The sequence below is a fragment of the Nocardia sp. NPDC051570 genome, assembly GCF_044454005.1.
Classification (GTDB): domain Bacteria; phylum Actinomycetota; class Actinomycetes; order Mycobacteriales; family Mycobacteriaceae; genus Nocardia.
In genome coordinates, this window is sequence record NZ_JBITDI010000012.1 from 186824 (window position 1) to 209863 (window position 23040).

Annotated in this window: 25 protein-coding genes; 14 read left to right on the forward strand and 11 right to left on the reverse strand. The window is 65.0% G+C overall.

Annotated features, from left to right (window positions below; translation table 11 throughout):
- Positions 1–129: 129 nt before the first annotated feature.
- Positions 130–1485: an Hsp70 family protein gene (locus ACIA76_RS28670; RefSeq protein ID WP_397155996.1), complete on the reverse strand. Its 1356-nt coding sequence runs from the start codon at positions 1483–1485 to the stop codon at positions 130–132.
- Positions 1486–1589: 104 nt separating this feature from the next.
- Positions 1590–2912, reverse strand: a complete 1323-nt coding sequence (locus ACIA76_RS28675; RefSeq protein ID WP_397155998.1) for a UDP-glucose dehydrogenase family protein — start codon at positions 2910–2912, stop codon at positions 1590–1592.
- A 270-nt stretch (positions 2913–3182) separates the two neighbouring features.
- On the opposite strand from ACIA76_RS28675, the gene ACIA76_RS28680 reads away from it, so the two are divergent.
- The 4 genes from ACIA76_RS28680 to ACIA76_RS28695 all read left to right on the forward strand — a co-directional run bounded on the left by ACIA76_RS28680 (position 3183) and on the right by ACIA76_RS28695 (position 6533).
- Positions 3183–4049, forward strand: a complete 867-nt coding sequence (locus tag ACIA76_RS28680) for a glycoside hydrolase domain-containing protein (protein WP_397156000.1) — start codon at positions 3183–3185, stop codon at positions 4047–4049.
- Between the two features lies 1 nt (position 4050).
- Positions 4051–4290, forward strand: a complete 240-nt coding sequence (locus tag ACIA76_RS28685; RefSeq protein WP_397156002.1) for a hypothetical protein — start codon at positions 4051–4053, stop codon at positions 4288–4290.
- A 23-nt stretch (positions 4291–4313) separates the two neighbouring features.
- Positions 4314–4658 (forward strand): hypothetical protein, encoded by a 345-nt coding sequence (locus tag ACIA76_RS28690; RefSeq protein WP_397156004.1) that lies wholly within the window; start codon positions 4314–4316, stop codon positions 4656–4658.
- Between the two features lie 1296 nt (positions 4659–5954).
- Complete coding sequence (locus tag ACIA76_RS28695) at positions 5955–6533, forward strand: hypothetical protein (RefSeq protein WP_397156006.1); 579 nt, start codon at positions 5955–5957, stop codon at positions 6531–6533.
- A gap of 43 nt (positions 6534–6576) precedes the next feature.
- On the opposite strand, the gene ACIA76_RS28700 is transcribed toward ACIA76_RS28695, so the two are convergent.
- On the reverse strand, positions 6577–6876 hold the full coding sequence (locus ACIA76_RS28700) for a hypothetical protein (protein ID WP_397156008.1): 300 nt from the start codon (positions 6874–6876) through the stop codon (positions 6577–6579).
- A 258-nt stretch (positions 6877–7134) separates the two neighbouring features.
- On the opposite strand from ACIA76_RS28700, the gene ACIA76_RS28705 reads away from it, so the two are divergent.
- Positions 7135–7593 carry an NUDIX domain-containing protein gene (locus ACIA76_RS28705; RefSeq protein WP_397156010.1) on the forward strand — a complete coding sequence of 153 codons (459 nt, stop codon included), beginning with the start codon at positions 7135–7137 and terminating at the stop codon, positions 7591–7593.
- On the opposite strand, the gene ACIA76_RS28710 is transcribed toward ACIA76_RS28705, so the two are convergent.
- From ACIA76_RS28710 to ACIA76_RS28730, 5 genes are read right to left on the reverse strand one after another with little or no spacing between them, the layout of a single operon-like run.
- Positions 7590–9062 (reverse strand): B12-binding domain-containing radical SAM protein, encoded by a 1473-nt coding sequence (locus ACIA76_RS28710; protein WP_397156012.1) that lies wholly within the window; start codon positions 9060–9062, stop codon positions 7590–7592. The two genes, ACIA76_RS28705 and ACIA76_RS28710, sit on opposite strands and share 4 nt — an antisense overlap.
- Complete coding sequence (locus tag ACIA76_RS28715; protein WP_397156014.1) at positions 9028–9834, reverse strand: hypothetical protein; 807 nt, start codon at positions 9832–9834, stop codon at positions 9028–9030. The genes ACIA76_RS28710 and ACIA76_RS28715 overlap by 35 nt, the downstream gene beginning before the upstream one ends.
- Positions 9822–10496 carry a dTMP kinase gene (locus ACIA76_RS28720; protein WP_397156016.1) on the reverse strand — a complete coding sequence of 225 codons (675 nt, stop codon included), beginning with the start codon at positions 10494–10496 and terminating at the stop codon, positions 9822–9824. The genes ACIA76_RS28715 and ACIA76_RS28720 overlap by 13 nt, the downstream gene beginning before the upstream one ends.
- Complete coding sequence (locus ACIA76_RS28725) at positions 10493–10699, reverse strand: hypothetical protein (RefSeq protein ID WP_397156018.1); 207 nt, start codon at positions 10697–10699, stop codon at positions 10493–10495. Before ACIA76_RS28725 ends, ACIA76_RS28720 begins: the two co-directional genes overlap by 4 nt.
- Positions 10696–11124: a hypothetical protein gene (locus ACIA76_RS28730; protein ID WP_397156020.1), complete on the reverse strand. Its 429-nt coding sequence runs from the start codon at positions 11122–11124 to the stop codon at positions 10696–10698. Before ACIA76_RS28730 ends, ACIA76_RS28725 begins: the two co-directional genes overlap by 4 nt.
- A gap of 596 nt (positions 11125–11720) precedes the next feature.
- On the opposite strand from ACIA76_RS28730, the gene ACIA76_RS28735 reads away from it, so the two are divergent.
- Positions 11721–12953, forward strand: a complete 1233-nt coding sequence (locus ACIA76_RS28735; protein WP_397156022.1) for a helix-turn-helix domain-containing protein — start codon at positions 11721–11723, stop codon at positions 12951–12953.
- A gap of 77 nt (positions 12954–13030) precedes the next feature.
- Entirely contained in the window at positions 13031–14497 is a 1467-nt protein-coding gene (locus tag ACIA76_RS28740) for a bifunctional ADP-dependent NAD(P)H-hydrate dehydratase/NAD(P)H-hydrate epimerase (RefSeq protein ID WP_397156024.1), read from the forward strand.
- Positions 14498–14670: 173 nt separating this feature from the next.
- Here the strand turns inward: ACIA76_RS28740 and ACIA76_RS28745 are convergent, their stop codons facing one another.
- Positions 14671–15675 (reverse strand): hypothetical protein, encoded by a 1005-nt coding sequence (locus ACIA76_RS28745; RefSeq protein ID WP_397156025.1) that lies wholly within the window; start codon positions 15673–15675, stop codon positions 14671–14673.
- Between the two features lie 496 nt (positions 15676–16171).
- Between ACIA76_RS28745 and ACIA76_RS28750 the strand changes: the two genes are divergently transcribed.
- Positions 16172–17677: a tyrosine-type recombinase/integrase gene (locus ACIA76_RS28750; RefSeq protein ID WP_397156027.1), complete on the forward strand. Its 1506-nt coding sequence runs from the start codon at positions 16172–16174 to the stop codon at positions 17675–17677.
- Here the strand turns inward: ACIA76_RS28750 and ACIA76_RS28755 are convergent.
- Complete coding sequence (locus ACIA76_RS28755; protein WP_397156029.1) at positions 17610–18434, reverse strand: ImmA/IrrE family metallo-endopeptidase; 825 nt, start codon at positions 18432–18434, stop codon at positions 17610–17612. The two genes, ACIA76_RS28750 and ACIA76_RS28755, sit on opposite strands and share 68 nt — an antisense overlap.
- A 149-nt stretch (positions 18435–18583) precedes the next feature.
- Between ACIA76_RS28755 and ACIA76_RS28760 the strand changes: the two genes are divergently transcribed.
- Positions 18584–19330, forward strand: coding sequence for a helix-turn-helix domain-containing protein (locus ACIA76_RS28760; protein WP_397156031.1), 747 nt, complete (start codon positions 18584–18586; stop codon positions 19328–19330).
- A gap of 67 nt (positions 19331–19397) precedes the next feature.
- On the opposite strand, the gene ACIA76_RS28765 is transcribed toward ACIA76_RS28760, so the two are convergent.
- Entirely contained in the window at positions 19398–19757 is a 360-nt protein-coding gene (locus ACIA76_RS28765) for a helix-turn-helix domain-containing protein (RefSeq protein ID WP_397156033.1), read from the reverse strand.
- Positions 19758–20075: 318 nt separating this feature from the next.
- Here ACIA76_RS28765 and ACIA76_RS28770 point away from each other — a divergent pair, with 318 nt between their 5' ends.
- The 5 genes from ACIA76_RS28770 (at position 20076) to ACIA76_RS28790 (ending at position 22951) form a co-directional block, all read left to right on the forward strand.
- A complete protein-coding gene (locus tag ACIA76_RS28770) occupies positions 20076–20309 on the forward strand; it encodes a helix-turn-helix domain-containing protein (RefSeq protein WP_397156035.1) in 234 nt (77 codons plus the stop codon).
- Between the two features lie 92 nt (positions 20310–20401).
- Positions 20402–20689 (forward strand): hypothetical protein, encoded by a 288-nt coding sequence (locus ACIA76_RS28775; protein WP_397156036.1) that lies wholly within the window; start codon positions 20402–20404, stop codon positions 20687–20689.
- Entirely contained in the window at positions 20686–21618 is a 933-nt protein-coding gene (locus tag ACIA76_RS28780) for a YqaJ viral recombinase family protein (protein ID WP_397156038.1), read from the forward strand. Before ACIA76_RS28775 ends, ACIA76_RS28780 begins: the two co-directional genes overlap by 4 nt.
- Positions 21618–22682 carry a hypothetical protein gene (locus ACIA76_RS28785; RefSeq protein ID WP_397156040.1) on the forward strand — a complete coding sequence of 355 codons (1065 nt, stop codon included), beginning with the start codon at positions 21618–21620 and terminating at the stop codon, positions 22680–22682. The genes ACIA76_RS28780 and ACIA76_RS28785 overlap by 1 nt, the downstream gene beginning before the upstream one ends.
- Positions 22679–22951, forward strand: coding sequence for a hypothetical protein (locus tag ACIA76_RS28790; RefSeq protein WP_397156042.1), 273 nt, complete (start codon positions 22679–22681; stop codon positions 22949–22951). Before ACIA76_RS28785 ends, ACIA76_RS28790 begins: the two co-directional genes overlap by 4 nt.
- Positions 22952–23040 lie beyond the last annotated feature (89 nt).

Consider the following 23040-nt stretch of genomic DNA (forward strand, 5'->3'; position numbering starts at 1 on the left):
GTTATCTCGGGGATGGATCTCAGCAGCCATATCCCAGGCACGGGCGCGCGGAGGATCAGCGGGATACCGATCGGCCGCGGCATCGGTACCGAAGGGATTCGACCGACGATTACGACCGCTAGCGCCTGGCTACTGCGGCGGCGGCCCGGGGAACAGCGGGGGCAGCGGCGGGATCACCGGGACGACGATCGGCGGGAGGCCGGGGACCATGATGGTATTCGGCCCGGGCGCCGGCGGGGGCGGGTCGGTGGTGGGCTCCCAGCGCGGCGGCGGGGCGGCGACCGACTCGTTGGTGGTGTCGGTGGGCGACGGGGTGGTCGTGGGCTGGAGGAGGACCGGGCGCGGGGTGCTGGTGGTGCTCGTGACGGTCGAGGACTTACTGCTCTGCGAATTGCCCTGCAGCACTTGCGGCGCCCAGCCCAGGCCCAATCCGAGGGCGGCGACGACCACGAGCGCGCCCACCGCGACGCCCGCGACACTCATCTCCCGGCGCCGCCCGCGGGGTAGTTCGATGCCGAGTCCGCGCGACGATTCGCGGCGGCCGTGCGCGGCGGGTTCGTCGGCCAGCCAGGCGGGCTGCAGCTGCTCGGTGTCCTCGGTCCCCATCGGGCCCGGCTGCGGCGCGGCGACCGGGCGGGAGGGGCGCGCCAGCAATGCCGCACCGCGGGCCACCACCGATTCCGGATGCGCGGGGACGACCACGGGCATGCCCAGCCAGCGCCCCAAAATCCGAGTGACCAGCGGAATCTGGGCGCAGCCGCCGATCGCGACCACGGCCTGCACGGCCTGTTCGGAGCGCATGATCACATCGCGGGCCATCCGGGCCGAGGACTCCACGGCCAACATGATCAGCGCCTCGAAGTTCTCCTGCGAGATCAGCACCAGGCCGTGTTCGGACGGCAGCGCCACCGCGGTATCGACCGAAAGCTGTTCCTTGGCTTGGCGGCACAGCGCGTCCAGGGCGGCCAGGCCCTCCTGATCCGGCGGATGGGCGATCCGGCCCGAGGCGATCTGCTGTTCGCGGATCAGCGAATCCAGATAGTCGCCGCTGATATCGCTGGTGCGCTCGCTGTAGAGGATCTGCCGGCTGGCGACATCGACGATGCTCACCGACAGGCCGGAGCTGCCCAGGTCGTAGAGCGCGATCGTGCGGTAGCCGGACAGTTCACCGGCCGACTGGAGGAACTCCAGCGCGGCGACGACCTCGGGCACCAGTTCGTAATTGGTCAGCTGCCGACGGGCCAGCGCGGCGCGCAGGGCGCGGGCATGCTGTTCGCTGCGGAAGGCGAGGGCGGTGGCGGCGATATCCGGGGTGAACGCGGCGCCGAGGCCATCCGCGGCCACCTCCTCGACGCGCTGCTCGGCCACGAGCAAGGTCTGCACATCGAAACCATCGGGCTCGAAACGCTCGGCGGAGTTTCCCGGATGGGGACGCGCGACGCGGATCGCGCCCGCTCCCACCGAAACTCCCAATACCGAACTCATCTGCTGCCCATCTCGTATTTCACTCCACGACGTGCGCGGCTGCCGCCGCCTGCGGATGACCAGCGTCGCCTCACGGTGGGGCCACTGTACCTGTTCCCGACACCCTACGACGTGCCGAGCCCGGCGTACACCCATCCCTCCGCGCGCCATTCGGCACGATCCAGACAATTCCGGCCATCGATAATCGACCGGGACCGAACCACCCGATCCAGATCCTGCGGCCGCAGGGCCGTGAATTCCGCCCATTCGGTCAGCACGAGCACCACATCGGCGCGCTCACAGGCTTCGGTGATCGAGGTCGCATAGTTGAGTGTCGGGAAAACCTTGCGCGAATTCTCGAGTGCCTTCGGGTCGTACACGGTGACCACCGCACCGTGCAGCTGAATCATTCCGGCCACATTCAGTGCCGGTGAATCGCGCACATCGTCGGATTCGGGTTTGAAGGCCGCACCGAGCACGGCGACATTGGCGCCCAGCAGCGATCCGCCGCATGCCTTCGCGGCCATATCGACCACCTTGGTGCGGCGGCGCATATTGATGTTGTCCACCTCGCGCAGGAACGACAGGGCATGATCGGCGCCCAGCTCACCGGCGCGGGCCATGAAGGCGCGGATGTCCTTGGGCAGGCAGCCGCCGCCGAAGCCGAGACCCGCGTTGAGGAAGCGGCGGCCGATGCGGGCGTCGTGGCCCAGCGCGTCGGCGAGCACGGTGACGTCGGCTCCGGTCGCCTCACAGACCTCCGAGACCGCGTTGATGAACGAGATCTTCGTCGCCAGAAAGGCATTGGCGGAGACCTTCACCAATTCCGCTGTGGCCAAATCGGTCAGGATATAGGGCACCTCGGCGGCGATCAGGTCGGCGTAGATCTCGCGCACGAGTTTCTCGACCCAGGCGGAGTTTTCGCGAGCACGATCGAGGCCGACCACCAGCCGGTCCGGGCGCAGCGTGTCCTGGACGGCGAAGCCCTCGCGCAGGAACTCCGGATTCCAGGCGACCTCCACCTCGGTCGAGGCGACGGCCCGGGCCCGCGCACCCAGGTCGGCGGCGGTGCCGACCGGAACGGTCGACTTGCCGATGATCACCGCCGGACGCTCGAGCATCGGCACCAGCGTGTCCACCACGGCATGCACGTACCGCAGATCGGCGGCGTATTCGCCCTTCTTCTGCGGCGTCCCGACCCCCAGGAAATGCACATCGGCATGTGCCGCGGCCTCTTCATAGGAGGTGGTGAACCGCAACCGCTGCCGATCGAGGTTGCGCCGCAGCACCTCCTCGAGCCCCGGCTCGTAGAAGGGCACCACCCCATCGGACAGCTTGGCGACCTTCCCCGGGTCGACATCGACCCCGACCACCTCATGCCCGAGCTCGGCCATGCACGCGGCATGGGTCGCTCCCAGATACCCAGTACCGAACACCGTGAGACGCATGATCGATTGGTAAGCGCCGGCGATGGCCTCCCCGCATCCTCGAGGCAAGTCCCCGGGCAACATCAGATGTACATGCGGAAACCCGCAGCTCGGCAGGGGTAACAAGGTGTCCGGGGGTATGCACGAGCCGTACAACGACACCAGCTCCTACCCGGCGCCGTCGACCGTCTCGGCGTCGCAGATCAAAGTCGGCTCCTGGACTCCCTGGTTCGTCCTCGGCCAGTAACACCCCACTCATCCCCATTCCGTCCTGGAAGGCGGTATCCCCCCATGCCCCTTGGAATCGACTATGCCGCCGGGCGCCCTTCCGGTGCCATCATCGCCGCCGCCGGATACGCATTCGTCGTCCGCCACCTCTCCGACGGCGGCCCCGGCCTGCCCGGCAAACTACTCACCCCCGATGAGGCGAACGATCTGCGTGCCAACAACATTCAGATCGTGTCCAACTGGGAGACCACCGCGACCCGAATGCTCGACGGCTACGACGCCGGAGTAGCCGACGCGACAACAGCGCTGGCGCAAGTGCTTGCCTGCGCCGGGCGCACGGATCGGCCGATCTACTTCTCCGCCGATTTCGACGCCACCGTCGATCAGCAGTCCGCGATCGATGCCTATCTCCGAGGCGCGGGCAGCGTGATCGGTACCGAGAACGTCGGCATCTACGGCGGTTACTGGCCTGTCAGCCGCGCCCTCGACGGCGGCACGGCCACATGGGCATGGCAAACAGACGCCTGGTCCGGTGGGCAACTCGACCCGCGGATCCACATCCACCAGCGCAACAGCGACGGTTACGCCTACGTCGACGGCGTGGCATGCGACGTCAACGAAAGCCGCACAACAGATTACGGCCAATGGTCAACACCCAACACCGACCCAGGAGGCGACATGCAACTGTCCGACACCCTCACCGACGCTTACGGCAACCCCGTCACCGTCGCCGACGTCTTCCGATGGATCAGCTACCACCAAGACCTCACCCTCGACCTACTCGGCGGAAACGGCTCTCGCCTCGGCCTACCCGACACCCAGAAGATGACCGGTCACCCCGAACTCGGCGGCCGCGACGTCGTCGCCGCGCTCGCGGCGATCGGAAAGGCCCTCAACATCACCGGTTTCGACCCCACCAAGGAGCAGTGACATGGCCATCTCCCGATACGCCAAAGCAGCCATGAGCATCACCGGCGGGATCGTCGCATGGGGGACCGCCCTCGTGGGTCTGCTCGAGCTGGTCCCCGACAAGCGCGCCGTCGCGGTCATCGCGGTCCTTCTGGCGATCGTGCATGCGGCACAATCATTTTCGGTGTGGCTCGCACGCAACGAACCCGCCGCCGAGACCACCCCGCAGCCGGTCGGAACGAATGGAAACCCCGCGCTATGACGTGGGCCTCGATCTTCACCCCGTTGCTGACCTTCGCCGGTGGCGCCGAAGCCATCCGGACACTGCACAACCGGTCCCGCTCCAAAGCCGAAAACCATCGCGACACCGCCGTCGCCGAATCCGCCGTCAGCTCCGCCGCCTTGGCACTGCTCGGCCCCTACCGGCAAGAGGTCGTCGAACTACGTCACAAAGTCGACGCCATCCAACTCGAGCGTGAAGCCGACCGCCACGAACAGTCCCGCATCTCTGCATTGCTGCACCACGCGATCGAGGTCATCCGCGACTGCATCGACGTTATGCACCAACACGATATCCCGGCCCCAACGATGTCGGCCGAGTTGCTGGCCGAGATCGAGCGCAGCACTTGATCAAAGTTCTTCTGCGGCTATCCGTGTGGTCCGGGCTGGGTGTGTCTCTCATTGATTTGATGGGTTGTGCGGCAGCATGTTTCGGGTGGTGGATGGGGACCGGTTACGGTTACCCGGTCTTGGTCTTGGTCTTGCTAAACCGGTTGATCTTCACCGATTCCAGACCCTTGAACACCTTTCGCGACGCTTCCACAGCCTTCTCCTCCGCCTCCGCCGCCTTATTAGCCTTCTGCCCATTCTTAGGCGCGTCGGCGGCGGCGCTGGCGGCGGTTTCGGCGGCGTCGGCGGCGGCAGCGGCGGCGACGCGGGCGGCGGCGGAGTCGCTGATGGCAGAGGAGGCGCTAGCGGCCTCGCGAGCGGCGTCGGCAGCAGCAGCAGCGTCGGCGGCGTTGTAGGCGCGGTCGGCGGCGTCGGCGGAGTCGGCGGCAGAGGGGTCGGGGCCTTTGCTTTCGGGGCCCGCGTTGTCTTTGGAGCGTGCGTCTTTGGAGCGTGCGTCGTAGGAGGGTGCGTCAGAGGGTGGGGAGGAGCGTGCGGCGCGGTCGTCGGCGGCGCGAGCGGCGGCGGCGCGAGCGGCGGCGGCGCGAGCGGCAGCGCTGTAGGCGCGCTGGCACGCTGCGACGACAAACGGTTTGTCCGCTTTCTCCTCGACGTTCGGGGCGGTGCACTTTCCTTCCTAGGGCGGTGCCGCTGACGCCGAGGCCGCGGTACCGATCCCCGCACACAGCACGGCCGCGGTCACCACGACCACCGAACACATATCCCGAACATGAACTCCCATACCAACCTCCCGTGACGACGTTGAATGACCACTGAACACCGAAAACTCCGGACCGATCGCCTCCCCCGGTAATGCACCGACCCGGCAAGTATTCGGCACCGACCACACCACGGATCGGTGACACACCGCGCACCCCTTATCGGGCGTTATTCGCTGGTCGCAGCTGGTGCAGGCAGTACCGGGTGTCCGCTCGTCGAGCACCTGCTGTGGCTCGATGGTGTTGTACAGAAATGCGGAACGATGAACCCCCGCGTCCAGGGCGTCCCTGACAGCGATCACTCCTCGGTACATGTGCTCACACTGCGCGACGCGAAGTCGCATGCGCGAGTGGGTTTTTCGACCCTCGAAACCCGTATACGCACCGAACCACAGAGGGGCGCCCCGCTATCAGTGCGGCAGGTGCATGAGGCGAAACCGTCCTCGCAATCTGAGTGCAAAATGTCATCCGAATCATCCGCAGCTACGAATACGATGGGTGGCGCCACAGAGCGCCGGACCTCCCCCGATGGAAGGCAACCATGTATCGCAGTCCACGCGTCCTTGCACGAACTGCCACCGCATCGGTAGGCATCCTTGTCAGTACCACCGCGATCTTCACCGGAATGGCCAGCTCGGCAGCGGAATCAACGGTTGACAGCAATGTGGTAACGACAAAGTTCGATGTACCACCAAGGAAATATAGCTGCACCTCCGGCGCAAGCATAGCGAACTGCCCGAAAATTAAAGGCACCGGCACCGTTACGATCAACCATGACACCCATTGGTGGGGTGTGGCATTAAAACTCGATGGTACCGAATGCGACAATGCCAAATTCGAGATCTACAAAGATTTCAAGGACAACGACGGTAAGGACCTCTACGGCGGCTGGGGTCGAATGATCTACCAAGAAACCTGCGATACGACCGAAGCGCGAATCAAAAACGACGAAACGTTCCTTTTTCACGGGAACTGGGATGCGAGCGACAGGGATATCGAGTTACGATTCGTCGTCAACCGAACTGCCGGCAGCCGCATCTTCAGCGAATGGCAGCATATCAAGTACGCCGGAACTGATCACGCCCACGTGGACGTTTTCGGGAGAACTTCGGGACGGTAGATTTGCCTTGGCATCGGCTAGTTGTTACTCGGGGTTGATGCGGCTACTGGGGAGGCGGCGCTTTCCAGCAGTCGGCGTTGCTCGCGCCCTCGAGCATCACGCCGACCATTGCACGATCGGCGATCTTTCCCGAGGGGAACGGCGGCGCTAGTTCGAACTCCGGAACATAGTGGTCGTCCTGTTCGGCAGGCCGCACGTGGCAGTGGGCGCGGGGATCGGCCGGCACGCACGTGCCACGGCCATCTGTTCCATGGGCCTCGAACACACCGCCGATGTCCGCGCAGGACAAGCCACTGGCTGCCACTGGCCCGTTCGGGCCGAGTGGGTCGACGATTGTCGTCATCTCCAACGTGGTCGCGGAAGGTGGCGCAGTGTTCGAACCGCCGCACGCGGTGAGTGTCAGTGTAGTGATCAGGACTGACACGGCTAACATGGTGCGTCGCAATGGGATTCCCCTTGAAAGTAGTTGGTAGACGCCAGTAAACGATGTCGCACGGTTCATACAGCTGGCCCCCCGACCTCGTTACGAGCCGGGCCTTGGTCGACCGTGGACCTGGCGTAGGGTTCTCGCCGACATCCCGGCCAGCGAGGAGACCTGCCGATGGCGGACCGCCACCTGATCGACGTTCACGTGTTGCTGACCCGCGATGATCGGCTGTTGCTCACTCGGCGCGGCGGGAACAACGAGTTCGCAGGTCGATGGCATATGCCCAGCGGCAAACTGGACGCCGGGGAGTCGATCACGATGGCCGCAGCCCGCGAGGCGTTCGAAGAGGTCGGCGTGACCATCAACCCCACCGATTTCCGGGTTGTTCACATCACCCACGTCGCTGGATCCGGGCCCGAGCCGAGGCTCGGGGTCTTCTTGCACGCGGCTCGGTGGCTGGGGGAGCCGACCAACCGGGAGCCCGAGAAGTGCCTCGCGCTGGACTGGTTCCCGGTCGATCAGCTGCACACCGTCGACGTCATCGAGTACCCGGCCGTCGGCATTCAAGCCTTCCTGGCCGGTGACAGTGTCTCGTTCAGCGAGCACGGCTGGCCTGTCCCCGCCACCGTCTAGCAGGCCAGCCGCGCCCACTGGGTCCGTGACAGATAGGTCAGCTTGTCGCGCACGTATCCGGGCGGTGCGTCCGACAACCGCACGGGCACCGCGAAGTTGAATTCGTCGCGGCCGAGCATTGCTGCGTCGACCCCGCCGCCGGTGAGGTCGACCGGCTCGTAGTCGAGTAGCTGCTGCGGGGTGTATCGGCCGGTCGCCATCAGGCGATGCCATTCCGGTGTCGCTGGATATGGCCGGAACTCGAACACGCTGGCCCGGAATGTCCCCGGCTGATGGTCGGAGATGTCCCACAGGCGATGGATCAGGTTTTCGGTGTCGTCCATCTGCGGGGGTGTCTCACCGGGGAACCCGAGAATGAAGTAGCCCTTGACGTTGATTCCGCGCTCGAGAAGCCGTGTCACGGCCTGGACCGCCATGTCTGCGGTGATGCGCTTGTCGATATAGGCGAGCATGGCGTCGTTGCCTGATTCGACACCGAGCGCGACCTCGCGTAAACCGTTGTCCACCAAAAGATTCAACGCGATGTCGCTGGCGCGGTTGAGGACGTTGATCCGGCCTGTAGCGTCCCAGCGGGCCCATTCGCCGATCCGTTCCGTCGAGAAACCGGTCATCATGGTGTCGATCACCCGTCGCGCCCCAAGGAACAGGTCGTCGACGAACCTGAATGCCGTCACGCCGTGCTCGTCACGCAATGCGAGCATCTCGTGAATGATGTTCTCCGGCTTGCGCACCCGGATCTTCACATCCGGGTTCGCCGAGACGGCGGCACCGCAGAACGAGCAGTCGTACGGGCAACCTCTCGCCCCGACCACGTTGGCCTCGATCCGGCCCGCTTCCTCGTGCGGGTCCTGTACCAGGTACCGGCGGTCGACGAACGGCAGCGCGTCGATATCCGGTGCGAGGTAGTGCCCTTTGCCGGGCATCCCGCCTGTGACCGGCGTCCGCATGATCGGGTCGAGCCACATCACGCCCGGTAGCTCGGCCCGCTTGCGGTGGTCGTCGAGCAGCTCGGCGACTCTGGTCTCGGCTTCACCGATCACCAGCGCTGCGCACCGGCTCATCCGCGGGTCGGTTAGCAGTTCGGTCGGCATTGCCTTGGCCTGGTGGCCGCCGAGCATCACATGAATCGTCGGGTCGAGCCCTGCTGCGATGGTCGCGGAAATCTCGGCCGTCGGTGCCAGCATGTTGAATCCTGCCCAACGCGGGCGGGCGGCATTCACGATTGCGGTTGTCTCACCGATACCGAGCCCCAGCGCTTCGGCATCCAACACCCCGACGTTGAAACCGCGCAGCGAGGCGTAGGTCGCGATGTAGCCGAGGCCGAGCACGGGCAACGTGAAGTCGTTTACGCGTGGCCTGATCGAGTAGTCGCGTAGCGGCGCATTGACCATCACCAAGTCGAGCGGATGGTCGGGATGTGCCCCCGCGATCAGGTCATGATGCGGTCGAGCGGTCGAGTTCTTTTCCATCACTGATCCCCCATGCGAGTGTGAGAAGTGTCCACGCGGACAACTGATTTCCGGCCGTCTCTTCCCAAGCGGCCTTGAATGCGGGTGCACCCTGCGGCCACTCCCGATCAGGGTTGAGCCGCTGCGCCCATGCCTGGACGGCCATATCGGAGTAGTCGTAAAGGCTGAAATCGTTGGTGTAGTCGGCGACGGCGGCCCGTGCCGTCCATGGCCCGATGCGGTCGACCGTCTGTAGCGCAGTCACCAATTCCGAGGCCGTCAGTGCTTCCCATTGGTCACAGTGGGCCAGGTAGGCGCGGGCAGCGTTCCGCAGTGCCGCGCGAGGGAACGCCGCCCCCACGGTTTGGAAGTCCTCGTCGGACAGGGCGAGGATCCGGTGCGGGTCAGGAAACGCCCGCGCGGTCGCGCCGTTGCGGTGGCTTGGTGTGCCGTAGGCGGCACAGAATCGGAGGAACCGAGTACGGGCGTGACCTGCCTGGACCACCTGCCGCATGATCGCCGTCGCCATTGCATCCCACAGCGACGGATTCGCCACCCGCGCAACGACTCCGGCGGCCTTCAACGGTCCGAGAAGATCATCGGGCCCGGCGAGCACCGCAGGGTCAACCCAGTCCACACGAACCCCAGCACCCGCCAGATCGACGATGAAATCGCCGTGGATGGTCCGGCTGGTCGTGACGATCGCGGCGGTGCCACCCGGCGGGGTAAACGCACGATACGGATCGCCGGCGGCGGTAGTCAGCCAACCGGGATGGTCTGTCATGATCGACATTCGGTCTCCTGTCGCGGTTTGAGGATGTCGTCGGGCAGCTGTGGCAGCACGAGATTCGCGATCATCAATCCGATCTCGCAGAGTTCGAGCCCGGCACAGTCGATCAGGTGTACGGGCCAACCGAGCCGAATCAGGTCGTCGGCCACGGTGGCGAACATAGCCAGTTCGCGCACAACGCATCCGGGGTCGGCCTCGAACCGATTGTGTGCGCCGCGCGTAGTGAGCCGCCGGTGAATGGCCTCCGGTTCGTCGTACAGGAACACCGCGACATCAGGCGGCCGGACCGTTCGGTTCAACTCCCACACCGTTTCCGGTGAGACACCATCGCGTACCTGTAGCACCAGAGAGGACGGCAAATAACGGTCGCAGACCACCACACGACCAGCGTCGAGCCGCGGACCTATCTCGACCGTCTGTTGATGAAGGCGGTCACCGGCCACCAGGCACGCCAGCGCCATCCCCTGATAGGTGTTGGCGTGGGCCCGAACGAAACGCCCGAGGGCGCTGCTACTCGGCTGGGCGGTGCTGTGCACGGGCGCGCCGATCTTCCGCAGGTATCCGGTAGTCGCTGCCACGGCGGTCGATTTGCCGACGCCGCCCGGTCCGTCGATCGTGACGAAGACCCCACGCCCACATGACCTCTCACCGATCTTGATGTTCATTCCGGCTTCTCCATATAGGTGTGGGCATCCTCGTGTGGTGTCTGGGCAGTGATGAACCGGTCACGGGCTGCATTCAGCCGGTCGAGCACCGGGCCTTCTCGTGGCTCACCGGTGTGGTTCCACTGGTCCGTGGCAGCACGCAACTCGGCGAGCGCCTTCTCGTATTCAGCCCGTCTCGGATCCGACTGGCGTGCAACGTTCATCGCTCGCCGCCCCGCCGTGCCGAAGGCCCTGCTGTAGCGGGCATTTCGCGAATCTCCGACGCCTGCCACGCGCCCGTGGAGTAGTCGTAGGCGAGGTGGTCCAGGGATGAAATGCGTGGTTCGTCGAGAGGGTTGACGGCATCCCAGTACGCCGCTTGGACTGCGTCCCACAAGCCGAAATGCTTCGGGACCCACTCGCGAACGAGCGGCAGATCCGGTCGTTCTTCGTCCTCGCCGAAGAACACCATTCCCGGTGTCCCATTCGGGATATCGACGGTCGATCCGTCCATCCGCAGCCGGTAGGCGGTGGCCTGACTGCGGTAGTCGGTGAACGACTCCATTTGGACCTTGCGGCCGACAATCTGCCAGGTGGCCTCGCCGTCCTCGGTCGAGGTGATGTGCAAGATGACTCGCCGCGCTGTCATCGGACCCTCCGCCCTGAATCGGGCACGAATTTGCCTGCGGCCTGCAAGGTGTCGCGCGCCGCTGTCTTCGCCGCGCACTCACCGACGACGCACTCGAGGTGTACCTGCATCGCGTGGTGTGCGGCCCCCACGCTCGAACTCGGCCATTTCGTATTCGTGCACGCGAGCTTGTCGAGCAAGCCCTTAACGGATGTCGTTGCAGGCCCCTCGAATTGGGGTGCGCGTCGCCGGTGTCGGGGGCTACACCACCCCGACACCGGGACGAATGATCAGCGAACAGCCGCACGCTGTCGCTGAGGCTGGATATTCTCGGTTCCGCGCAATCGGCGGTTGCGATCGACACGAGCGAGCTCCCCTGGTGTGTTGGGACACCCAGAGCGCCCGGGGCGGCAGAACCGGAACCGGGGTGTTCCGGGTGAAAGGTTCAGGTACGCACCACGCGGTCGGCCTCTCTCGTGTAGCCGGACGGCGAGCGGCGTATCCGAGATCCCGAGCCGGGAAGCTGCCCGGCCGCGTAGTGCGTGAACCCAACGATAGGTATCTGTCGCACCAAAGACTGATACGAAAATATCAGTCTGCCTCTGTACTCTCGTGCTATGAGCTCTGATGCCCTCGCCCTCACTGAGGGGATAGGCGCCCGCGTCAAGGTCTATCGCGAGGCTGCTGGAAAATCTCAAGTCGACCTAGCTGCGTCTATCGGGCGCTCGACACCATGGCTGTCTCAGGTCGAGCGCGGCATACGAGCCATCGACAGACTGACCGACATCGTGAACATTGCCAACGCATGTCGGTGCCGGGTGACCGATTTGCTTGGCGGCCCGCTCGACTCGTTGACCGCAGCACCGAGCACACGAGGCGAGCAGGTGGCGAGGGTCCGCGAGGTCATGATGCGCACCGCACTACCGATCGTGACTGCGTCGTCTACACCGCCGTTGCCGTTGTCGTTGGTCGGTGAACGCGTCGCGCAAGCCTGGCAGACTTGGCACACCTCACCGACCGCACACGACTCGGTCGGCCGCGTACTGCCGGACCTCATCGGCGACGCCAACACCGCATATCTGCTGTCCGATGACAAGCGCCGTGCCGCGCGCGCACTGTGCGGCACCTGGCAGATCACGCGGCTATGGCTGCATCACCTACCCGAGGCCGAACTCGCGTGGGTCGCCGCAGAACGATCGGTGGCAACCGCCCGTGAAGCCGACGACCCGCACCTGTTGGCGCTCGGCGCGTGGGCGATGTCGGCGAGCTACCGGCGCGCCGGTCAACAGGAAGAAGCGACCCGTGTATGTCTTTCTGCGGCAGATGATTTGCAGCGCCGCCTCGAACGCGATCCATCGAACGATCTCCTCGCGGCCTACGGAATGCTCAACTTGGCCGCCGCGATTTCGTCGGCTCAGGCGGACGAAGCCGGAAAGGCATGGGCATTGCACCAAGCCGCTGAGGATGCGGCACGGGCGCTCGGTTCCACCTACGACCCCTGGACGATGTTCGGGGCTGGCAACGTCGACATTCACGGACTCGCCATCTCGGCCGAGCTCGGAGACCATGACGCTGTTCTCGACCGAATCTCGCGGCTCGACATCGACCGTGTGCCCTCGGTCGAACGTCGCTCTAGGCCGCTGATCGACGCTGCACGCGGATACGTGCAGCGCAAGGAGGACTTGGCCGCGGTTCTCGCCTTGCTCGACGCCGAGAAGATCTCGGCCGACGAGGTGCACGACTCCGGCCTCGTTCGTGAGCTCGTGCGCGAGATGCTCATGCGCGATCACGCTCGCGCTCGGCCGCACGTGCGGGCGCTGGCCAAGCGATGCCATCTCCTTATCGACTGACCGCCCTTTCGTCTGATGGAATCGACCGGGTGACGACGACTTGGACCGCATACCGAGCCGCTGACGTACTGGCGACCGTGGCCGACGAGCTGAACCGCCAAGGCCCACCGGATCGGTTGTTGCAGCGCGCCGCGGCCGGTCTGGCGTTCATCACCGCCGAGGTACTCGACGAGCGAACCGGCGGCGTCTACGGGCGCCGAGTCGCATTGCTGGTCGGCTCCGGCAACAACGGCGCCGATGCCTTGCTAGCCGGTATCCGCCTTCGCCGCCGCGGCGTTCTCATCGACGCACTGCTCGTCTCGGGCACTGCCTACGAACCCGGAGTGCGCAAGCTGCGGGCCGCTGGTGGCCGCGTGATATCCGCCGTCGATACCGAAGCGGCAGGTTGGGCGGTGAGTAGCGCTGATCTCGTGCTCGACGGCATAGTCGGCGAGAACGGCGTCGGTCCGCTGAAAGGCCGCGCGGCCGAGCTGATTGCCGAAATCCCGGCAGCAACAACCGTGATCGCCGTCGACTTGCCCTCCGGAATCGACCCCGACAGCGGAGAAATCACCGGCACTCACGTCACCGCGGATATCACCGTGACGTTCTCCGCTGCGAAAGGCTGTGCACTGTTCCCGCCAGGCGCGCACGCAATCGGCGCGCTCCGCATGGTTGACGTGGGATTGCCGCCCGTCGAGGGCGAGGTGATCGCGCGCAGACTTGGCGACGCCGATATCGCAGCACGCTGGCCGGTGCCGCAACGTGCCGCACACAAATACACGCGCGGTGTGCTCGGTGTGGTCGCCGGATCCGACGCCTACCCCGGTGCCGCCGTCCTCGCCGTCCTCGGCGCAGTTCAATCCGGCGTCGCGGGAATCACCCGGTTCGTCGGCCCCGCGGGCGTAACCGCTCACGTCCTGGCAGCAGTACCCGAGGCCGTGCCAGGAATCGGCCAAGTGCAAGCCTGGCTGCTCGGCTCAGGGGTCGAGAACGACGGCGAGCAGGACCGCGCGATCGACACCGCGCTTTCGTCCGGTCTTCCATGTGTCGTCGACGCGGGCGCCCTTGAGGCGTGCGTACGGCGTCGTCTCGACGGCGACCGCCCGGCCTCGGCCGACCGAGTATTGCTTACCCCGCACGCGGGCGAGATGGCGCGCATCATGCGATGGCTCGGCCACGATGTGCCCCGCGCCGAGATCGAAGCGCGCCCAAGGTACTACGGCCTCGAAATCGCCAAGGCGCTCGATGTGACTGTGTTGGTTAAGGGCGCAGCGACCCTAATCGCCCGACCCGATGGGCTGGTCGCGAGTCAGGCCGAGGCCCCGGCGTGGTTGGCGACCGCTGGCGCGGGCGATGTCCTCGCCGGAATCGCCGGTGCGCTGATGGCCGCTGGCCTTGGCGCGTTCGATGCCGGTGAGATGGCCGCGTTTATTCACGGCCGAGCAGCCGCCGTGGCGCACAAGGCGCAGAGCGGCGGCCCGATCACAGCCAGCGCCGTTGCGCACGGCACGCCCAGAGCAATCGGTGAACTGCTTTCGGCAGCGGGCGTTCGTGACCGGTGATCGGTCACGCTCACCGATCTGCCTGAGAGTTCGACGGCCCCGGGCGCGGACGAAGGGCATAGGCGGGAACAAGCTGATCGGTCAGCCGTAGCGGCGCCCGGCCGTCGGCTCGTCATAGAGCAATTCTTCGGGGAACGGACGCCGGTACCGCTCGGCGCGACCGCGCTTGTGCGTCATATCGGGATTAGACGCTCCGACGTGCCACCCGGTTCCAGCCACACGAGCGACCCGCTATCGCACAGCTTCGCGAACCGCGCTGAGACGCCGTGAACCCGGACTCGCGGCCACGACACTGCGCCGTCGCCGGGCGTCCCCAACCACGGCCGGGTTCGGTTCGATTCGCGTTGCGGAGCCCGGCCGACGAGCTCGGCAGTCAACTCGGACACACGCACCGACTGCTCCTCCGCCCACTGCGCACGCTCGATATCGAGCTGCTCGCGCCATTTGCGGGCCTCGGCGGTCGCTTCCTCGGCCACCTGCGCCGCGGCTCTCCGCTGATCATCGGCGACGGCCGCAGCAGAACGGGCCGCCTCGACCCGCTGCGCGGCCTCCCGCAGCACTGCCTCGTCCTCTGCGTATATCCGATCGCGATCCTGCTCGACCTCGGCGATCTGCGCCTTCGCTTCGTCGACGATGCGGGTAGCCCGCGCCAGAGTGGCGTCATGCTCGGCGATCGCCTCATCGGCCGCCGCGGCGGCGATCTCAGCATCGGCACGCGCGGCGTCACGCTCACGCTCGGCGTCCGCGGCACGACGTTCCGCCATGGCCCGGGCCTCTCCCGCGACGGCGAGTTGCTCGGCACATTCGCGGCGGACGTGGGCGATCTCCTCGGCCAGGGCATGCGGATCGGTGATCGTGGCAACCAAGTCGCCGGCATCGACAAGTACCGCGGCGAACTCGTCACGCAGCTCGGAGAGACGACCGACAAGCTCGGCCAAGGTGGCGGTGCCGTCGGTCACCGGGCGCGTGGACGAAACCGGTTGACGCGCTGCGGCTTTCTCGGCCTGCTGGCGAAACTTCTTGCGACGATCGAAGGCGCAGCGTGCGGTGTGTTCGGGGTGCTCGCAGAAGAGCGAGGGCGCGCCAGGGCCGGAACGCTGCCGCACTGGCTTACCGCACAGGCGGTCCGCAGAGAGGGGGTACTGGCACGGTGCCGGTGTGCGCATTGCGGTGGTCATCTCCGACCGCCCCGGTCATGCTGGGACCCACATGGATTCATTCCGTCCCGGGCGGATGTATCGAATCGAATCGGGGTGGCGATGTCCGGATTGTCGGCGGGCAGGACGCCCTCGCCGACCCGGCTCCGGCCTATCTGGTTACCGGCGGCCCGTCCTTCGGCGGCGGCACCGGTAGCCGATCGATTGGCTCCAGATTTGGCTACAGCGGCCGTCTGGTCGAAAGTGAAGATGCCAGCATCCGCACTGGTAGAATACGGTTTTGAAGAAGAGCCGGTGACGAGAATCGAACTCGCACTCTCAGCTTGGGAAGCTGACAGTGCGTAGAATGAGACCTGCCGGTTTGTTGAATAACCGCAGGTGAGCACTCACCTCGTCATACCTCATCATTTCGGTTCATTCCACGACCATCACACCAACCATCACACCCGGAGCCGCCACTCCGGGCACCTCGGCTCCCGTTGCAGCTGAGGGAACCCCGATAGGAACCAACCCGGATATGACTGCGCAAGGCGAAGGCCGCATCCTCAAGGAAACCCGTAAGCGGAAGAACGGCACGGAATACGTTCTCTGGGCGTGGTACATGGAGATCGGTGTAAAGCCGAACGGCAAACCCGATCGACTCGCGATCCGACGCAAAAACCGCAACGACCTCATCGCCGCCAGACGCGAAGCCCTGGCGAAGCTCGCCATGGGGGAACCGCTGCGGAGGGACAAGACAACCGTCGAGGCGTGGCTTACGCACTGGCTCTACGAGATCGCGAAACCACGTATGCGGCCTCGACCGTGGCGAAACTACAAGTCCGCGATCTACCGCAACCTCGTGCCGTACATCGGGAACGTCAAGCTCGTCGATCTGGAGCCCCAGCACATCCGGCTCATGCTCAAAGAGATCCTGAAGACCGGCAAATCTGTGCGGACCGCCGAGGTGGCGTACAACGTGCTGCACGTCTCGGTCGAAGATGCGCGGAAGGAGCCCGCTTTCAGCCTGCGGCACAACGTCGTTGAGTCCGTCACCAAGCCGAAGCCCAACACGGCGAGCCAGGACACAACCGGCACTCAGCGCGCCCTCCCCGCCGGAAGCGAGGGGCGCCAGCAGAAGTCACGTAAGGCCCTGGCCTCCGACCAGGCGCGAACGGTCATCAGCACGTCGATCGAGCGCCGCGACCCGCTGGCGGTCCGCTGGGCGATGGCGCTGCTGACCGGGGTGCGGCAGGGTGAATGCCTCGGCCTCACGCTCGACCGCGTCAACTTGGAAAAGGGCACGTTCGACCTGTCCTGGGCACTACAAGTCATCCCGCTGAAAGAGACGCAGGAGAAGGGCGACCCATATCCGAAGGATGCGGCGTATCCGGTGTCAGCGTTCGACATCACCGCGGAATTCGAGATCATCCCTCTTCACCGCGCGCTGTGCCTGGTCCGACCGAAGACGGCCAAGTCACGACGCGTCGTGGTGATCCCAGAACCACTGCTGATACTGCTGCGCGCGCACTGCGCACAGATGGAGCCGAACCCGTGGGGCCTGCTGTGGACGACCAAGACCGGGAAACCGATCCGACCCGAGTACGACGAGGCCGCTTGGCTCGCCGCACTCGCAGCCGCGGACGTGCCCGAGGTGGTCCTCCACGCCGCCCGGCACACCACAGCCACGCTCCTGCTGGAAGCTAATGTGCCCGAAGACGTCCGAATGGCGATTATGGGTCACAGCTCGGCCGCCGCCCAGCGTGTCTACGCGCACGTCGACCTCGGCGTGAAACGTGCCAGCATGGCCAGGCTGGACGACCTGATCGACGCCGAGGTTATCGACGTATGGCATGAGGATCAGCTCGCGCTCGAGCCCGTTCGCGTGGAGCGCGCTGACGCCGACTTCAAGGGGGAGGTGATCGACGTCGAGTTCGGCATCGGCTTCGCCGATCCGCGTCCGATCGAACCTGCGTCTACGCCATCGCAGCCGTCTCTCGACTCTGCTGGAGACTGGCGGGCAGCCGTGTTCCAGTCCGCCTGATATCAGCACAGGCCGGGCGGCTCGTGAGTGCTCTCATGGGCTGGCCCGGCGAGGAGGGCACGGACGACGTAAATGACGTTGGTAACAACGCCGTGGCGGTGCCGGTGCCACGCAACCCCAAGGGCCAGGTGTCGAGAATTACACACCGAGAGGCGGTAGCACGGTCTATTTCCGATGGCCAGCGGATCCTGCGATTCGTTAACGCTCTCACTCGTCGCCAATAGTCACGTGAAACACTCGCCATTCCGTGCGCGAATGTGGTCACACTTACGCCTAGATATCCCGCAATTTGCACAGCATCCGTCGTCACACCCTCAAGTAGATTTGCGAGTTTGACCGGGGGGATCATCCATTCAGTGCACAGCTGTGACGCTTCCAGCTCGTGCCGGGCCTCGAAGGCGTGCCGACCGGCGGTCGAGCCGTGACCCAGGCGGAGATGCGCGAGCATATGCGCAGTATGGAGCTGTTGACCACGCTGCGGAAGCTTCGAGTCGATGAGGATCGCATGGTCCTCCTGGATGTACCAACAGGATCCAGCTGGAAGGTCAACGGCGGCAACGATTAAGCCCGGAAAATGGGTTCGGGCGATGTGCCGATAATCGGGCAATAGGGCCCCCTCGCGCACGTGGGTCTCCTCCAGTGGTGCAAACTGGTCATGTGACCAGATCGGTTTAGTCGATCCGTGAATGGTGCTCCGACCACACAGCCGTGCCTGTGTCACAAGGGGGATATAGGACCTCGGTGACGCTTGCCACATAAAGCGTGATCATCGCAGGGCCGAGTCACATCACCATCGCATTGCTCGCAGCTCGAACCCGCCATGAACAGCGTCCGTTATGTCCGATTATTCGTCAACGCGATCCGCACCAAAAGTGCGGAAGCGATCTGCAGAAGCTAGGAGACACAGTGCAAGAGGGGCATCCCAGCGTGGTCTGGCTGGGCAAGTTCCTACGGGAACGCCGGGAGACCAAGGGCTGGAAGCTCCAAGAACTGGCCGAACGAACCAGCAGGTCAGCCTCGTCACTGGAGAAGGTCGAACGGGGCAAGCTGTCGCCCGGCCTCGATTACCTGAGCGAGCTGTTCGACGAGCTGGACATCATTCGCAGCTACCGGGAAACGCTCATCAACGGGTTGTTCCCTGGTCTGCTCGGTCGCCTGTACGGGCCGTCGAATCTGCCGCCGACGGACAAGGAGCTCGCATACCTTCGTTCAATCAGCGTGCCCGCAGCCTATGTGTACTTTCCGTCCGGCGACGTTGCGGCGACCAACGAACACTGGGATCGGCGCCTGCTCAGGCTCAATGGCGGCTCCAACCTGTTCGAGTGGGGCTTCACCGATCCCGCCGCCAGGGTGCTCCTGCCCGACTGGGAGCGCCTGGCCCACATGCTCGTGTACGCATTGAAGTGGCTCGGCCCCAGCGCTCTCCCGGCTGCCCGAATCGAGCAGATCAGGGCAAACTGCTCCACGAATCCAGAGTTCAACAAGATGTGGACCACCCCCCTCCCGAACCCAAGTGAGGCGTTCACCAACCTCCGCGTCATCTACACGCTCGCCCCCAGCATCATGAACTACGACATCAACTTCCTCGAGCCGTCTTCCCAGGACCGCCGGTGGCTGGTATTCACCCTCGTACCCTTCGACCCGGACGAGTAAGCCGGCACCGCCGACCTGCCGCAGGATCTCCCGGTCACGGACTACGCGTTCCCCGTTGCACAGTCGATCATTGCTGCGACTTGAGGAACTGGACGAAGGCACGCACCTTCTCGACATCCGCCTCCGGCAGGCCAGCGACGTCGATCCACTCCAGGGAGATGCCATCGGAGATGTCGGCTGCCTCTGGGTCGAATCCTGCGATCTCCAGTAGCTCATGGACGTCGAGGTGGACAGCTTTTGCTATGTGAGCGACCGTCTCCGGCGTGGTCTTCACCGAGTAGGCCTGACCACGGACTGTCTCGAATCCCAGTTCCAGCTGCCGCCATCGACTGTCGCTGATTCCCGCCCGCTTGGCTGCAGCGCGTTTCGACAACCCGGCAGCTTCCCGCGCTTGCTGGATACGTCGACCGAACTCCCACTGCTCCATAGTTCTTATAGTCTGACCTGCGCAGTACCGCGAAGTAAAGTGGAGTTCCGTTAAGATTTCATTACAGCGCGCGCGAAGTACGCAGCCATTCCCTCGCTTCCGGGGATTATAGGCATGTCCAATCGGCACACCCCCGACCCTATCAGCAGCCACTGCGCATACACTGTGCAGTGGCTGCTCTGTTTCGGCTGGTTATACGAGTGCAATTTTCCCATGCCTGATCATACTGATTTGCACTACGCGCGCACTGCGCATATGTTGATCGAGTCAATGTGACAGCCCGGTGCGCCGCCACGCACCACCGGAAGGAACCAATCTATGACATCCAAGAGGGACGAACGGCAGAGAATCCCCCTCGATCAGCGACTCGCTCTGACCGTCCAGGAAGTCGCCGACATGACCGGGTTTTCCTATCCGTTTGTCTACCAGCAGATCGCCGCAGGCAACCTCGCCGCGTGCGCGCCGGGCGGCGACGGCCGCTCCAAGCGCGTCCGACCAGCGGATATCGACGACTGGCTGAAAGCAAGCCCCTGGGAACCCTTGAGCGCATGAACCGCGCAGAACCGTTGATATAGGACGGCCGACGCCTCCCCGCCAGGAGATGTGCGCCGGCCTATGCATCCGAAAGGAACCAACCTAAACCGATGCGCTCTAACCATATCACTCTCGCCGACGCCATTTCCGGGCTCCACCAGCGTGCACCGCACGTCATCGGTTCAAGACCGCTGTGGAGCCTGTCGAGCCGTTGGCGCAGCTTCGAGGTAGTCGTCGACCTCCCGAACGATTACGCCGATCTCGACGGCGTCGTCACTCGCGACCAGTTCTGCTGGATTGAATGCAGCGACCCCGACCCCGTCGAAGCCATCGTGAAGGCCATAGACCTGATCGACCAGCTCCGCGAAAAGTTGGCGCAGCTGCGGGTGCCCGCATGACCGGTATCGAGATCGCTCCTCTGGAGCCGGGCAGCACTCGATGGTCACGCAAGATCACCGCGTCCAAGATCCCCGGCATCTTCAACGCCAGCAAGTACAGCTCGCCCACCAAGGAATGGCACCTGCTGCGCGGCGAAATCGACCCCGACGGGCCGAACGAGGCGACCGAACGAGGCCAGGACTTCGAGGAGATCATTCTTCGCCGGTTCTTCCGCCGCCATCCCGAGCTACGCCGTTGCGGCACAAAGACATTCACCCGCTCGGGCCTGGAGGAGTGGGCGGCAGCGAACCCCGACGACATCGCCGTCAACGACCGCACCGGCGAGACATTCGGTGTGGAAGCCAAGACCGACGGGCGCGGCGACTACCAATGGGGGCCACCCGGCTCCGCCGACATCCCCCTCGGTTACTTCCTGCAAGTCCAGTGGCAGATGCACATGTCCGGATTGAGACGCACCTACGTGGTCTGCCTGGGGCCGTATTACGACGAGTCCGAGTACGTCATCAACTACGACCCCGACCTCGCGACCTCAATCGAGGACCACTGCGCCGAGTTCCACCGCAACGCAATGGATCTCGACGGGAGACCACCAGAGGTCGATGGGCATGGCGCGACCTACAACGCCATCCGCCGCGCACATCACGACATCGACCGGAACACGGACTGGCAGATATCGGTGGAGTTGGCCAGCGAGTTCGAATCGGCCGTCCAGGGTGTCGAAGCCGCCGACGAGGCCATGAATCTGGCCCGATCCCGCCTACTCCGTGTGATGGGCACAGCCCGCCGCGCCGTCATCGGGCACGGCAGGAACAAACAAGTTGTGGCCACCCGTCAGCCGACGAAAACCGGTGTGGCTCTTTACAAAATGCGCAAACCGATCGACTGGCACGCCGCCACGTTGCCAGCCGAAGCGAAAGGAACCAAGTAATGCCCCTCAAGACCCGCAAACCCACCGGCAAGACTCCGTGGCCGTTCATCCTGATCGAGGGCGGCGAGAAGACCGGAAAGTCCTGGGCCATGGCCGAACTCACCGCCAGCCCCCGCGTAGGCCGAGCGTTCTGGCTGGACCTCAGCGAAGGCGCAGCCGACGAATACGCCGCCATCCCCGGCGCGGACTACGAAGTGATCGAGCACGACGGCACCTTCCGCGACATCTACCACCAAGTCGCCGAAGCGCACGCCGTCGCGGCCCGCGCGAGCCGAGACGGCGAGCTGCCCGTGTGCCTGCTCATCGACTCCATGACTGCCGAATGGGAACTGCTCAAAGACATGGTTTCCGACCGTGCCCGCCGTTCCAAGTACGCCCGCAAGCTACTTCAGGACGACCCAGACGCCGAGATCAAACCGGCCATGAACCTATGGAACGACGCCGCCGAACGACACGGCCGCATGATGCGACTGCTCATGACGTTTCCCGGCATCGTCGTGGCAACAGCACGCGGCAAAGAGGTAGCCGCCCTCGATAACCAGGGCAAGCCGATCCCGAACACCAAGGAATACAAGGTCGAGGGGCACAAGAACCTGGCGTTCGACGCATCCGCCTGGGTGCGGCTGTCCCGCGATACCGCGCCCCGCGTGATCGGAGTCCGGTCCGTGCACGCCGGAATCCGACCCGGTGTCGACAAGCCCGTCCCCGCACCGTCGTTCACCCTCGAATGGCTGATCTTCGACGTGTTGAAGTGCGACCCGGCCACCGCGCAGCCGCGGAACTATGTCCAGCTCGCCGCCGAGCAGCGTAAAGAGCCCGAACCTGATCCGGCTCCGCTGTCGGTCGCAGACCGGGCACGGGCTGCGGTCGGTCGCATGACCGCCCGCACAGTCACCGAGGAGGACTGCGCCGAAGCGCTGCGAGTCGCGATCGACGCCGCGACCACCAAGGAGACCCTGCAGGAGATCTGGAAGTCCGCTGCCGATCTGCCACCGGCCCTGTGCGAAGAGCTGCGCGAACGGACCAAGGCGAGAGCCGCCGCGCTCACCGAGGTGGCGGCGTGAAATCTCCTACCGCCCACATGAATTGCGGCACCAATGCCGGTTACTACCGGCATTACCGGCGACACGAGCGCGCATGCGAATGGTGCAGAGATGCGCACAACGAGTCCGCCCGCCAGCGCCGCCGCGAACAGCAGGTCAGCGTAGATGCCCATCTCTTCACCGCTGTGTACCTCGACACCACGCCCGCCCGGCAGGTGGAGGTGGAGGCAGCGCTCGGCCGCACCGTGATCGACCGGCTCGTCGAACGATTCGACCGCGCCGCGCGGTAGGCCGCTCCGCGTCTGATCAACCTGCACGCCGCCCTGGCGCCGCTTGGCCGCCAGGGCGTCATCAGGCCCACCCTGCAGGCCGCAGGCCG

Coding starts and splice junctions, on each gene's coding strand:
- ACIA76_RS28785 (WP_397156040.1), top strand. CDS start 21,618: ATGCCCCTCAAGACCCGCAAACCCACCGGCAAGACTCCGTGGCCGTTC.
- ACIA76_RS28745 (WP_397156025.1), bottom strand. CDS start 15,675: ATGACCACCGCAATGCGCACACCGGCACCGTGCCAGTACCCCCTCTCT.
- ACIA76_RS28725 (WP_397156018.1), bottom strand. CDS start 10,699: ATGAACGTTGCACGCCAGTCGGATCCGAGACGGGCTGAATACGAGAAG.
- ACIA76_RS28730 (WP_397156020.1), bottom strand. CDS start 11,124: ATGACAGCGCGGCGAGTCATCTTGCACATCACCTCGACCGAGGACGGC.
- ACIA76_RS28750 (WP_397156027.1), top strand. CDS start 16,172: ATGACTGCGCAAGGCGAAGGCCGCATCCTCAAGGAAACCCGTAAGCGG.
- ACIA76_RS28670 (WP_397155996.1), bottom strand. CDS start 1,485: ATGAGTTCGGTATTGGGAGTTTCGGTGGGAGCGGGCGCGATCCGCGTC.
- ACIA76_RS28775 (WP_397156036.1), top strand. CDS start 20,402: ATGCGCTCTAACCATATCACTCTCGCCGACGCCATTTCCGGGCTCCAC.
- ACIA76_RS28675 (WP_397155998.1), bottom strand. CDS start 2,912: ATGCGTCTCACGGTGTTCGGTACTGGGTATCTGGGAGCGACCCATGCC.
- ACIA76_RS28715 (WP_397156014.1), bottom strand. CDS start 9,834: ATGTCGATCATGACAGACCATCCCGGTTGGCTGACTACCGCCGCCGGC.
- ACIA76_RS28710 (WP_397156012.1), bottom strand. CDS start 9,062: ATGGAAAAGAACTCGACCGCTCGACCGCATCATGACCTGATCGCGGGG.
- ACIA76_RS28680 (WP_397156000.1), top strand. CDS start 3,183: ATGCCCCTTGGAATCGACTATGCCGCCGGGCGCCCTTCCGGTGCCATC.
- ACIA76_RS28695 (WP_397156006.1), top strand. CDS start 5,955: ATGTATCGCAGTCCACGCGTCCTTGCACGAACTGCCACCGCATCGGTA.
- ACIA76_RS28765 (WP_397156033.1), bottom strand. CDS start 19,757: ATGGAGCAGTGGGAGTTCGGTCGACGTATCCAGCAAGCGCGGGAAGCT.
- ACIA76_RS28780 (WP_397156038.1), top strand. CDS start 20,686: ATGACCGGTATCGAGATCGCTCCTCTGGAGCCGGGCAGCACTCGATGG.
- ACIA76_RS28705 (WP_397156010.1), top strand. CDS start 7,135: ATGGCGGACCGCCACCTGATCGACGTTCACGTGTTGCTGACCCGCGAT.
- ACIA76_RS28735 (WP_397156022.1), top strand. CDS start 11,721: ATGAGCTCTGATGCCCTCGCCCTCACTGAGGGGATAGGCGCCCGCGTC.
- ACIA76_RS28720 (WP_397156016.1), bottom strand. CDS start 10,496: ATGAACATCAAGATCGGTGAGAGGTCATGTGGGCGTGGGGTCTTCGTC.
- ACIA76_RS28685 (WP_397156002.1), top strand. CDS start 4,051: ATGGCCATCTCCCGATACGCCAAAGCAGCCATGAGCATCACCGGCGGG.
- ACIA76_RS28755 (WP_397156029.1), bottom strand. CDS start 18,434: ATGTGGCAAGCGTCACCGAGGTCCTATATCCCCCTTGTGACACAGGCA.
- ACIA76_RS28770 (WP_397156035.1), top strand. CDS start 20,076: ATGACATCCAAGAGGGACGAACGGCAGAGAATCCCCCTCGATCAGCGA.
- ACIA76_RS28700 (WP_397156008.1), bottom strand. CDS start 6,876: ATGACGACAATCGTCGACCCACTCGGCCCGAACGGGCCAGTGGCAGCC.